Annotated in this window: 11 protein-coding genes; 9 read left to right on the plus strand and 2 right to left on the minus strand. The window is 60.8% G+C overall.

Features of this window, described 5'->3' with window-relative positions; translation table 11 throughout:
- The first annotated feature begins 367 nt into the window (after positions 1-367).
- The 9 genes from ACVI1L_RS04385 to ACVI1L_RS04425 all read left to right on the plus strand — a co-directional run bounded on the left by ACVI1L_RS04385 (position 368) and on the right by ACVI1L_RS04425 (position 7767).
- The gene (locus tag ACVI1L_RS04385) at positions 368-499 is read left to right on the plus strand and encodes a hypothetical protein (RefSeq protein ID WP_456782373.1); all 132 of its coding nucleotides are present in this window, start codon (positions 368-370) and stop codon (positions 497-499) included.
- Between the two features lie 1585 nt (positions 500-2084).
- The gene (locus ACVI1L_RS04390; protein WP_456782374.1) at positions 2085-2276 is read left to right on the plus strand and encodes a hypothetical protein; all 192 of its coding nucleotides are present in this window, start codon (positions 2085-2087) and stop codon (positions 2274-2276) included.
- Between the two features lie 303 nt (positions 2277-2579).
- Entirely contained in the window at positions 2580-3095 is a 516-nt protein-coding gene (locus ACVI1L_RS04395; RefSeq protein WP_456782375.1) for an inorganic diphosphatase, read from the plus strand.
- A gap of 12 nt (positions 3096-3107) precedes the next feature.
- Positions 3108-3353 (plus strand): hypothetical protein, encoded by a 246-nt coding sequence (locus ACVI1L_RS04400; protein WP_456782376.1) that lies wholly within the window; start codon positions 3108-3110, stop codon positions 3351-3353.
- A gap of 521 nt (positions 3354-3874) precedes the next feature.
- The gene (locus ACVI1L_RS04405) at positions 3875-4078 is read left to right on the plus strand and encodes a hypothetical protein (RefSeq protein ID WP_456782377.1); all 204 of its coding nucleotides are present in this window, start codon (positions 3875-3877) and stop codon (positions 4076-4078) included.
- Positions 4079-4195: 117 nt separating this feature from the next.
- Positions 4196-4393 (plus strand): hypothetical protein, encoded by a 198-nt coding sequence (locus ACVI1L_RS04410; RefSeq protein ID WP_456782378.1) that lies wholly within the window; start codon positions 4196-4198, stop codon positions 4391-4393.
- Between the two features lie 47 nt (positions 4394-4440).
- Positions 4441-4695, plus strand: a complete 255-nt coding sequence (locus ACVI1L_RS04415; protein ID WP_456782379.1) for a hypothetical protein — start codon at positions 4441-4443, stop codon at positions 4693-4695.
- 964 nt (positions 4696-5659) lie between these two features.
- Complete coding sequence (locus ACVI1L_RS04420) at positions 5660-5809, plus strand: hypothetical protein (RefSeq protein ID WP_456782380.1); 150 nt, start codon at positions 5660-5662, stop codon at positions 5807-5809.
- 1754 nt (positions 5810-7563) lie between these two features.
- Entirely contained in the window at positions 7564-7767 is a 204-nt protein-coding gene (locus tag ACVI1L_RS04425) for a cold-shock protein (protein ID WP_038383590.1), read from the plus strand.
- Between the two features lie 518 nt (positions 7768-8285).
- Here the strand turns inward: ACVI1L_RS04425 and ACVI1L_RS04430 are convergent.
- Together ACVI1L_RS04430 and ACVI1L_RS04435 are read right to left on the minus strand one after the other, a co-directional pair.
- Complete coding sequence (locus tag ACVI1L_RS04430) at positions 8286-9596, minus strand: HlyD family type I secretion periplasmic adaptor subunit (RefSeq protein WP_456785507.1); 1311 nt, start codon at positions 9594-9596, stop codon at positions 8286-8288.
- An 8-nt stretch (positions 9597-9604) separates the two neighbouring features.
- On the minus strand, positions 9605-11521 hold the full coding sequence (locus ACVI1L_RS04435; RefSeq protein ID WP_310885760.1) for a type I secretion system permease/ATPase: 1917 nt from the start codon (positions 11519-11521) through the stop codon (positions 9605-9607).
- Between the last annotated feature and the right edge of the window lie 51 nt (positions 11522-11572).

Raw genomic sequence — 11572 nt, forward strand, 5'->3', positions numbered from 1 at the left:
AGCGCTCAACATGGAGCCCGGAGAAGTGCGCCGGCATTTGGTGTCCTGAAGTGAAGAGACGGCCCCAGCGCTTGGGAGCACGCTGGGGCCATCGGCTTTCCACGCACACTGTCCGAATGCGGTTTGGTCGGGGGATGGTGAGAGCAGCATTCGGATGAAAGACGAACAAGCTTCGGCTACGTTCGTTCCTAGCAGCCATAGAAAAGGCCCCAGCACCTTTGGGGGCCTTAAGGCCGGCGCTGAGGCCAGTGGGATGGTCGGGTGCGGACCCAACGAACCAACGTTAGCACGCCCTTATGCAATTGCCACTTTCTCCAAGATACTGTCGGCCGGAACCGTGATAACATCTCGGCATCGGGAGCCCAAAATGAAGGACATGCAGGCGCACTTAGAGAAGCTTCGCGTCGAAGCGGAGGAGTGCGAGCTGATCAGCAAGCTGGCGACCAATCCGACAAGGAAAGACCTGTTTGCCAAGCTGGCGGCACACCACCGGAGCTAGCTGATGAGGTCGAGCGGACCATGAAGGCCTCGGCCTAGGAAGTCCGCTAACCAGCGACGCGGGAGATTAAGGCCACCTCCGCAAGTGGCCTTGCATGGCTCCATTCCTACACCGGGACAATTTCCCGTAGCATTCCGGTACAAGGACCGCACATCGATTTGCTATCCCCTGCATATGCCAAGCACCTTCACCCACAGGGGCGTCACGTTCGAGGTAAAACGCCTATATGATGATCAGTCCGAGATCATCATTGAGATCGGCGGAGAAACGACCCACCACACCGTGCGCACACGATTGGCAGAACTGGCAAAGCGCCGGGCCGAGATGCTGATCGATCGTAAGCTGAAAACGAAAATTAGGCCTGTGTAGGCTGTCCCAGTTGGTGGCCTCTAACAGAAAACGGCCCCAGCAAGTGTCCTATCTGGACGGCGTAATAAGAAAGGGCCCCAGCGGTGAAGCTGGGGCCAGTGTGCAGCTGGGCGTCTCAGTGCCTGTAGCGGTGAGGCGCTGAACGGGGCGACCCAATGCTTGCGCTTCGTTCCTACTCATAAAAGAGACCCAGCATCCGGATCATGCTGGGGCCAAGCTGGATCGCCGAGCCGCTGTTCGCCAAGAAGCAACGGTCGTCGTTCTAGGGCTGAAAAAATACGAAATGAAAATTAGCTGCCCTGTTGCTCGGATCATCCCAAACGACGCTCCGGTCCGAAAATAAACCATGTGAATCCCGGCGAGACAATTTCCGCGTTTTCCCGAGACTTGACGCCGTCGTCGATGGGAGTTTGTATTAACTCCTCGGTCCTCTCCAGGCCGAGAACCCCTACCGCACAAGGCGAGGCCCCGGAGAAGCGCCACATCGGGGCCTCTGCTGCGGATTCGCAAAAACAGCATCACATACCCATGTGCCGGTCATGCCCACATTCGAGTTCTGCCTGCCGACCGTTGGAAAGTTGTGGCCCGGGGTGGTTCCACGAGATCAAGTACGATGGCTACCGTCTGCGCGTCGAGCGCGACGGAGCGTATTGCGAGGGACACGAGTTATAACGAGGCTCGGGAATTGCTCGAAATGTTCGAGCAAACGCAGGCGTTATTCGAGAGCGCCTTGAAGCGGCTCTTGGCCTGCGAAATTCAAGCTGAGACACCGCTACTTCTCAGTTCGAGCGCGCGAGCAACTCACTGACAAAGAATGGTCCCAGCGAGGGGGCACACGCTGAGGCCAGCTGCGACGGTCCGTCCAGGATAGCGCTAGTGCGCGCGTGGAGATCAAGGCTCATCGAGACAGCAGAGAGTAAGGCCGCCTCAGTCGTCGCGCCTCTACTCGACCAAAAGAAACGGCCCCAGCGTCAAACTGGGGCCGAGCGGCCGTTTCCCTCAAAACCACCGGACCAAGGGTCCAGCCAGTCGCCCAATAAACTTAGACTCTCCTAATTTGTTCCCGCGAGGGTCCCCAAACGGCACCCAGTCGCATGACCCAGGCCGGCGAGAACGTCTCGACTAAAGTCGATGGAGCCGATTCACATGGTTCAATGCTGGCGATGCTATCCTGTAAGTCTATTGCTCGATTGGAATTCGCAGATGGTGGTTGCAGATGGAATTTATTGGACGCCCGATGCGAGGTCGCTTCCTCGTTCGGCAAGGTGGCAATGGTTGGATGGTCTACGACAGCGAGCTCAAAGGACCAGCCCAGATAGAAAAGGACGGGGCATTCGCCGAGAATCTGACAAAAGAACAAGCTGAGATTCTGGCGGAGCGACTGGCGACTCGCAAACCCGGCCTCTGATCGATCATAAGATAAATCTCGACTCCGAGGTGTCGCGCCTGCGAGGTGACGGACTGCATTACGTTTTGCTGGAAGAGCAGGGGACGCGACCGCGCACGACCTATCTGGCACGCTGGAAACCCCCTGAAGGCCAGGGATGACCGATCGCACCGCCGATATCCTGCCGCAACAAGCGCAAGGAATTGGCGCTCGCAGGCTGCTACGGCATCCTCGCGCCCTTCGGGATCGCGGAATTGTTGAAGCCGCAGGGCGCCCGAGGTGCGCACGAGGCAGACCTCGTCGGCGCAGCAAAGGGAGCGCGAGATGGCTGAGTTCATGGCTCTGTCGACGTGGGCTGACGACGAGCACGCGTTCGCCGTCGACGAGACCCCACGTGGCAGTACGTGCAAGCTCGATCTTGACCCGAAGCTTGGCGTCTTCACCCTGGCCAAGCCCCTGATGGCAGGCCTGAGCTATCCCTATGACTGGGGCTTCATTCCTTCGACGAAGGCGCCGCACGGCGACCCATTGGACGTGCTGATCATCCATGATACCAGGACCTATCCGGGTGTAGTGCTCAATGCAGGCCTGTTGGAGTCTTGGAGCTCGAACAGAAATCTGGTGGCAACAAGGAACGAAACGACCAGGTCTTCGCCGGGCCGGACCACCTTGCCGCCGGAAGCAGACCTCGAGGACATTCGGGATCTTCCTTCTCGCGCACGCGACGATCTCGAGGAGTTCTTTCGCGCCATCAACGCGCTTGAGAACAAGGAGGTCAAGTTCCTCGGCTGGCGCGGACCGAAGCACGCCGCCAAGATCATCCGACGCCTGGCCAGATAAAGGATCGGTTCAATGCCAAAGGCAGACGCGCGGACGGTCGCCGGGCTCCTGCGGGAATATGCGCACCGCACAGCGCTGCGAAACGGCCATCCCCATCGCGCCAGAGCATATTCACGGGCTGCGGATAGCTTGGCTGCACTCACGGAGCCTTTGGATAGCCTCGTCGCGCAGCAGCGGCTCACCGAAATCCCGGGGTCGGCGATGCGATCGCGGACATTATTACCAAGCTGCATCGGACCGCCACGCATCCGAGTCTAGAAAAGCTTCGAAAAGACAGTCCCGGACAGCGTACTCGAGCTTCTTTCAGTCCCGGGTATTCGGCCCGATAAGGCGATGCGATCCATAAGGAACTTGGCATTTCGTTTCTTGCAGAGGTCGAGGCCGCGGCCAAGGCCGACCGCATTAAGAAGGCCAAAGGTCTATGGCGCCGCGCTGCAGACGAAGATCCTGCAGCATCCAGCAATCGCGAAGAATTGGGCCGGCAAGCTGCATATGCATCGCGCCGCCGCGCTGCTGGAATGCTACCGCGTCCCTGCAGGCGGCGCGACCCAAGCTCAAACGATCACCGCCGCAGGTGATCTTCGGCGCGGCTGCGAGCTCGCCGGCAACATGTCGATCGTGGCGGGGGCCCTGGCTCCGGTGGCGCGTGGGGCGCATCAGCAGATGGGGGCCTGCAAGTTCAGATTGCCGACGCCAAGCATTTCGGCGCCGCCCTGCTCTTCGCCACCGGCTCCGCGGCTCACATCAAAAGGCTACAGGCCCTGGCTGCCGAAAACGGAATGCGGCTCGATCCGGACGGCCTGCATAAAGGTCGGACCGTCGTCGCCGCGGCCATCCACCGGCTCGTCGAGTTCGGGCTAGCTGTATCGCCCGCGCGTTACGCGCCGAACGGACACAGCCCGGGGCAGCGCGTAACGCGAATCGCCGATGCAATCGACCCCGCAGCCAGCCCTGACGATCCGGCCAACCGCAAGCGCATCTAAGGGAGTTTCAGAAGGTGCGCCGCGACAGAAACCGAAAATGATCGCAGCCTCAAGTTCGTTGAAGGATCGAAGACTAGCTCCGCGCGTTGATTAGTCAGCCCAAATGGGAGGTCAACCGTGATTAAAGACCGAGACCGACGGGCGCCGACGGCTGCGGAGCGCGAAGCAAACAAAGCATTCAAAACTGTCAGGCCGACGGAAGCCATGACGGATTACGCCAAAGCGCAAAAAGCGATCCACGATAATCGAGAGCGCCTAAAAGCCGAACGGCTGGCGCGGGAGGCCGAAGCGGCCAACTGCACAAAAGCAGGTTGAGCGTCCATGTCGACGATCACGGAAGGACCAAATTTGTGAAGGGTGATATGGCCCTGCACTTTCGCCGAGTCGATACTGAACTGGAGATATGGATCGCAAGCAGCGGCGACTATTCATTCGTCATCAGCAACGAGAGCCGGAGCGGACCTGGATTGCACGAAGAGCCGGGCTTTGTTGCGTCATATCGCCCTGACTTTCTGAATATGTCGGCGGCTCAAGTGTTCGGATCTCCCTTCAGCTCGTTCGCTGAAGCCGAGCGGGCTTGCAATGCGTTCCTGGATCGCCTCATCATTGAGGGATGACTACCGCCACCCGCCCTCTGCGCGGCGGCAAGGGCGACGCGATCGGTGGGCTAGGAACATGGCCGCGTCTCCGGAGTTGCCATTGGCGTGAATAAACAAGGGAGGGAAGCGAGATGGGACGAGGCGTTTTGCTTTGGCTTTTGGGCGTGCCAATTCCTGTGATCATCCTGCTGTGGTTGTTCTTTGGGCACTGACTACGGCGTAATTGCCGGGCGACGTACACCAGCGCAGTCTGCCGGCGCAGCTAATTAGGATCCATTTCGGGCGGCACGTCGAGCGATCGAATGATCGAGCCCTGCCTTTCAAGGCCGTGCAATTGAACCGCGGCTCGAGATCGGATAGACGCATCCCGTCGTGCTATCATGCGTCTAGCGGGACATTGTGAGAGCGCCGAAACTCTTGGCAGTAACGATGATGCGAGTTGCGTCGGTTTCTCGCATTTTTCCGAGCGTGATTTTGGTCGGATAGTTCTTCATATGCGCGATTACACCGCTCGCTGCAGCGCCCCGCGATCCCGCGAGCGTTAGCGCATGGGTGGCAGCCTGGCGCGCAAGACGTCGGTCAAACCTATCCTTGCACTCGCCCCGGCGATGCGGACCAATAAGATTTCAGCCATTGCCCATCTGTCAACATGGCGGCTGGAAGAGCGGTAGCTTCTGCATGCCTCCGCCGCAGTAATCCGTTTGGAAGATGAACCATAGCATCTACGCCGGCTGCGGGTATTTTAAGCTTGGCAGTGTTGTTGTAGTTTCATGCCAATGCCTGCCGATCAACCGAAAGCTCCTGGAAATCCCGCCCGAGGTCGCCCACCGGTTTGCCGCGGACATGAAGACTTATCACGCAGAGCAGGACGACATCTGACCCGATCGGGTCGCGGTCGGCACGAGGCATATGCTGCTGGGACAGATGCCGGCGGACACCAAGCTGCGGTTGACCGAGGTCAAGGAATGTTTGAGTTGATGCGATGAAAGCTGTCTGGATCTACACGGACACGGCCAAGAAAATCGGCGACGAGGACCATATCAAGGTCTTCGCCTCGATCGAGGCCGCCGAGAAATGGTTCGAGGAAAACTCCCCCGAGGGCGTGGCATTTGAGTACGCTGTCCTGGAGTGAAAATGGCAAAGGCCTTGCTGCTCTCATTGCAATTGCCGCATTGGCTGATAATCGCAGGGACCGCGCTGATATCGGTCGGCTTGATTGGCCTTGTGATTAGCCGCCGGCGCCGGACCAATGTCCAGGGCGAAGCAACCACAGAGCCAAGTTCCGAACCGCGACCCCAATTGTCACCGCTGCCGGATCTTCTTGACTCACGACCACGAAAGGATCGGCGTGAGAACTAAGGGTCGCAGAGCAAAAAAGATGGAGGTGTGGCAGGATCACTGGCTTGTAGCTAGCCACCGTCGGCGCATAGTCAACGAATGATCGAGCAGCGACCAGCTTTCATGGCTTGCAAAAATCCCGGCCCCGGCTGGAGGATCGACATTCTGTGGCCCGATGGCGAAACGGAAGTCATCAAGGGTTTTACTACTGAGCGCGACGCCGCGAAGTGGATTTCAGAGCACTCGAAGACGTGGCAAGAAATCCCTGACCAACCGCGCTAGAGCGGTTCGCTGGCGCCCACTCATCGCGACTTCTAGCGGCTTCTCAGCGTACGACGGCCCGATTGATCGAGGCACGCCCTGGCGTCCGTCATTTCGCGTCGCGGCTTTGGTTTCAAAAGAGCGGACCCTGCTTTTGCGTTGGAATTAAGCCTCGTCCGCGTCGGTCGAGGTTTCTCGCTCGGGCCTCCCTCCCTTATTGAGCAAGCCGGCGTTCGCGGGCTCGGCGGCGCATCCGTCCACGGGTCGCGACCTTAACGTTAAGCCGAAAAACGATGAGCGCGCCCGGCGTGGCAGTCTCTGAGATATTTAATTCTCTCTTCGTCAAAAGCCAATTTCAACGTTCAGCGATTTGAATCGATGATCCTGGAATTCGGTATCGTGACCACGATCTTTGGATCTATGCTCGCCTTGTATGCAAGTCTGCGTCGTTCTATCATCCTGGAGGCGTGCGCAGGCGTGCTGCTGATTGCTGGCCTTAGCTGCATTGGCGCGGGGCTCCCGCGAGTTTGACCGCTTCGCAGACTGGAGTGCGCCGCGCTCCAACCGTCGGATATGCTTTCGTGGCCTGGGCCCGAGAGCTAGATCCTCTGGGAATTCCGATGGAGCTATTTCTTTGACGCAGGACCATATTTCGCAATCCGAACAACTGGCGAGCGTCGCAACTCTGACGCCGAAGGCGGTTGACTTGCTAAATCTTCAAAAAGAGGATTTCCGCTGTCCGGTTCGGTTAGGATCGCGGTGTCACTCGATGGCTGCCAGGCGGATACCTTCGACGAGAAGCACATAACCGTCAGGCCGCATCCACGGTCGCTTTTCCGGCCAACGCTCAAGCTGCTCCAGCGACTGGGCGCGCCTCGTCAAACGCCCAAGATAAGCGGCGCGGCAATGAATTGGAAGGTAACTACATAACCCGGATGCAGGCGAGCAACTTGGCGCATTGCCTGCAGCGCAGGCCCGTGGAAGGAACTGCAAGAGCCCACGCCAGATCAACCAAAGCCACATCAGCAGATCGTGCGGGCTGGCACGCATCGCCTGCTACAATTTTTCGAGTGCTCTCTCTCGATATCCGCCGCCCCTCAGCAACCTCTATTACTTTCCGCGCGTGGAACAAAAACATCGGCAGGAGAAACGGGCCTCAGCGAGGATGCCGAGCTTGCCGCTTTCCCCGGATTCCTACGGACGCGTTAACCACTTGCTGTTCGCAGCCTAAGCAACTCGTTAACAGGAAGGTGCGATTATGCGGTCTTTGAGCGGAGAAATAGTGAAATGCCCAAGGGCATGGTCAAGCTGTTTAAGGAAGACAAAGGCTTCGGATTCATAAAGCCGGATACCGGTGGGGAAGATATCTTCTTCCATGTCACGTCCCTTCTGCCTGGAGTAACACCTAGGCCAGGTGATCGTGTTACTTTCGAACTCGGGGTTGATCGAAGAACCGGACGTAGCCGGGCCGACAAGGTTATGATGGGCTAAGACCCTCACTCCAATGCGAACAACCGATCTGCGCAGAAATCGGAAGCCTCTACTAAAAGTTGCCGTACCCATTTCACGACTCGGGGATGCGCACCCTTCTCTCCCATTAGTGCGCATGGGCAGCCCCGCCCGCACAAGACATTGATTTCATTTCGGATAACACGCCCCTAAAACGCAAAATTTGGCAGTTCGGACCACATCAAGCTGACGATCGGCTGTCCTCCGAACGCGCAATGAGGCCGCGCCAGCGAAGTCGCGCGGTGAGCCCGTCAAGAGGGACGGGTTTGAAGTTCGGTCACTCAGCGTCGCTCGAATCGTGACTGATCACGAGTTCATAACCCGGCAGGGTCTGCCGGCTGACGAGATGGCGCAGGTCGTACGCAAACTGTTTGAGCAGCGAGAGCAGCCATTCTTCGTCGGCGACTGCTATTCCTAGCGGCTGGGTGGACCGGTCGTGGCCGAGACATTTCCGCAGTTCGCGCGAAAGCCGGTCGAGGTGAAGCAGAGTTCGTGAGCCGCTAGCGCTCGCGCCAAGCGCGCATCAGCTGATCGGAGAACGGCTTGAAGAGGTAAGACATCACTGTGCGCTGCCCGGTCTGAATAAAGGCTTCGACTGGCATGCCCGCGATCAGCTTCACGTCGCCGAGGCGGGCCATCTCCGCCTCCGTCACCGCAATGCGGGTGACATAGAAGCTGGTTCCAGTCTTTTGGTCGTTCGTGACATCAGCAGACACGTGGTTCACTTCACCGTTGAGCTGCGGCGTGGTCCGCTGGTTGAAGGCGGTGAAGCGCAGCAGCACCGGCTGGCCGACCGATACGCGATCGATCTCATGCGGGGCGATGCGCACTTCGACGACCAGCAGGTCGTGGGCGGGGACGATCAGCATGATCGGCTCGCCGGCGGTGACGACGCCGCCTATCGTGTGCAGCGCGAGCTGCTGCACGGTGCCGTCCTGCGGCGCCCGGATATCGATGCGCTTGAGCTGATCCTCGGCGGCCACCCGCTTCTCGACCAGTTCCGAGGTCTTCGCGCGAATCTCGGCAAGCTCCTTTCCCACCTCGGTGCGGAGATCCTGATCGACCTGAATGATTTGCAGCGCGGTCTCGGTGATCCGGCCCCTCGCTTCGGCGATGGAGGCGACCAGAGCGCCGCGTTCGCCGTGCAGGCGCACCGCATCGCGCTCAAGTGTGGTCACGCGCGTGATCTGGACCAGGTTCTTGCGCCACAGATCGCCCACGCCGACGAGCTCCTGGTCGACAAACCTCGTCTCGCCGTCTTTCGCGGCGATCTGCTCTTCCAAACCACCGATCTGCTCTCGCAATTGGCCGATGCGCTCGTTGAGCTGGGCCTTCTTGCCTGCTCGGGCGGTGCCGCGCAGCTCGAACAGCTTGTGCTCGCCGACGAGCACGCGCGCCACATCCGTGTCGGAGATACGCGCGATAAGGTCCGCCGGAAAGTCGACGCGCTTTTGGTCGTCGCGCTCCGCCTCGAGCCGGGCCTGGCGCGCCGCTAGCTCGTCGAGGCTCTTGAGAATGACCAGAAGGTTGGCCCGCGTCACCGTCTCGTCGAGGCGCAGCAGCACGTCTCCAGCCTTCACCCTCGAGCCCTCTCGGACATTGAGTTCGCCCACCACGCCGCCGGTCGGGTGCTGCACCTTCTTGCTGTAGCTGTCGACCACCAGCGTACCTGCGCCGATGACGGCGCCCGCGAGTTCCGTCGTGGCAGCCCAGCCGCCGACGGCGCCGGCGAGAAGGATGACACCCACCAGTCCCGCGCCGAGGTGCCGGCGGATCGAGAGCGGCACGACGTTGACCGGGTCGCGGTTCATGGGCTCGTTCATGGGCTCGCTCCCTCGCTCACGACCTTGAGCGGTACCGGAGCCGGCCGCGGCTGCATCATCTTGGCCAGCAGCGCATCCTTCGGCCCGAGCGCCTGCACACGTCCCTGCGACATCACCATCAACTGGTCGACGCCGGAAAGCGCGCTGGTTCGGTGCGCGACGACGATGACAATGCCGCCGCGTGCGCGCACGCCCATGATGGCTTGCGTCAGGGCCTGGTCGCCCTCCATGTCCAGGTTGGAGTTGGGCTCATCGAGAACCACCAGGAACGGATCGCGGTATAGCGCACGGGCGAGCGCGATGCGCTGGCGCTGCCCGGCCGAGAGCGCCGCTCCAGCCTCGCCGATCTGCGTGTCGTAGCCATCAGGCAGTTGCAGGATTGTCTCATGCACACCGGCCGCTGTCGCGGCGGCGATGGTCGCCGGCACGTCGGGTTCGGGATCAAATCGGGCGATGTTCTGGGCCACCGTGCCGGCAAACAGCTCGACATCCTGTGGCAGATAACCGATGTGCCTGCCGAGTGCTTCCGAATTCCATTGTTCGAGGGCGGCACCGTCGAGCCGCACCTTGCCGCTTGCCGGTGTCCACACACCGACGATGGCGCGCACCAGCGATGATTTACCCGACGCACTCGGGCCGACAATCCCTAGCCCTTGTCCGGGCTTTAGCGTGAAGGAAACCTCGAGCACCACCGCGCGCCGATCGCCTGGCGGCGCCACGGAGATGGTCTCGACCGCGAGGCCCTTGCACGGCGGCGGCAGCGGAGTCTTCTCCGACTCGTCCGGGAGCTGCGCCCAGTATTGCTGCAGACGTTTCCAGCTCTGCCGGGCGGCGACCAGGCTTTTCCAGTGCGCGATGGCGAGCTCGACCGGAGCGAGCGCGCGCGACGTGAGGATGGCGCCGGCAATGATGATCCCGCCACTCGCCTCCTGTCGGATGACCAGATAGCCACCGACGCCGAGCACCGCCGATTGCAAGGCCATGCGCAGCACCTTGGAGGCGGAGCCGAAGCCGCCGGCGATGTCGGCGGCGCGCCTCTGGCTGGCCATGTAACCGTCGTTGGCCGCCGCCCAACGCGCGGCGAGGCGCCCACGCATGCCCATGGCGTGCAACACCTCGGCATTGCGGCGGCTGGCCTCGGCCAGGGCATTGCGCTGTGCTACCCGCCCGGTGATGTCCCTGGCGTGCGCACGCGTCAGCCGATCGGTGACCAGCGTCAGCAAAACGAGCAGCAGCGCGCCGATCAACGCGGTGAGCCCCAGCAGCGGGTGGAACAGGTAACAGATTGTGAGATAGAACGGGATCCACGGCAGGTCGAACAACGCGGTCGGCCCGAGCCCCGAGAGATAGCTGCGGACCTGATCGAGGTCGCGCATCGGCTGCAGCCCGTCGCCGCTGATGCGCGCCCGCAGCGGCCAGCGGGCAACAATGTCATAAGCCCGCTCCGAGAATGCGCGATCGAGCCAGTCGCCGATGCGGATCAGGATGCGCCCGCGCAAGATGTCAAGGAATGCATGGAAGAGGTAGAGGCCGCAGGCCAGGACGACGAGGCCGACGAGCGTCGGCACGCTGTGGCTCGGCACCACGCGGTCATAGACTTCCAGCATGAAGAATGAACTGGTGAGATATAGCACGTTCAGCATGGCCGTGATCAAGCCGATGCCGATCAGCACGCCCCGGCAGGCCCGGAGCAGCGACGGAAGATCGTGTGCGGTCGGTGACCCGTCGTGATCGCCGGCGGGAGCAGGCCGCGCGCGCCCCCGCCGCCTTCGCGCCAGCCGGAGAAGGATGATTGCCGCCACGATAGGCAGCGCCGCGCGGAGCATGAAATCGCGCGGCCCGTCGAGAGCCGGGCCGAACCAGGCTTGCGCGTTGGCGGCGACTTGAGACCAGCACTCCGAGAGAATGTCCAACACGCGTATCGATTCCTAGGGGCTCTCGACCTCAAGAGACTTTGGCGCGGA

It is taken from the genome of Bradyrhizobium sp. USDA 4516 (genome assembly GCF_054055915.1).

Bases quoted from the DNA above. Each gene is read 5' to 3' on its own strand.
- ACVI1L_RS04415 (WP_456782379.1), top strand. From the start codon at position 4,441: ATGGCCCTGCACTTTCGCCGAGTCGATACTGAACTGGAGATATGGATC.
- ACVI1L_RS04425 (WP_038383590.1), top strand. From the start codon at position 7,564: ATGCCCAAGGGCATGGTCAAGCTGTTTAAGGAAGACAAAGGCTTCGGA.
- ACVI1L_RS04430 (WP_456785507.1), bottom strand. From the start codon at position 9,596: ATGAACCGCGACCCGGTCAACGTCGTGCCGCTCTCGATCCGCCGGCAC.
- ACVI1L_RS04400 (WP_456782376.1), top strand. From the start codon at position 3,108: ATGCCAAAGGCAGACGCGCGGACGGTCGCCGGGCTCCTGCGGGAATAT.
- ACVI1L_RS04395 (WP_456782375.1), top strand. From the start codon at position 2,580: ATGGCTGAGTTCATGGCTCTGTCGACGTGGGCTGACGACGAGCACGCG.
- ACVI1L_RS04390 (WP_456782374.1), top strand. From the start codon at position 2,085: ATGGAATTTATTGGACGCCCGATGCGAGGTCGCTTCCTCGTTCGGCAA.
- ACVI1L_RS04420 (WP_456782380.1), top strand. From the start codon at position 5,660: ATGAAAGCTGTCTGGATCTACACGGACACGGCCAAGAAAATCGGCGAC.
- ACVI1L_RS04385 (WP_456782373.1), top strand. From the start codon at position 368: ATGAAGGACATGCAGGCGCACTTAGAGAAGCTTCGCGTCGAAGCGGAG.
- ACVI1L_RS04405 (WP_456782377.1), top strand. From the start codon at position 3,875: ATGCGGCTCGATCCGGACGGCCTGCATAAAGGTCGGACCGTCGTCGCC.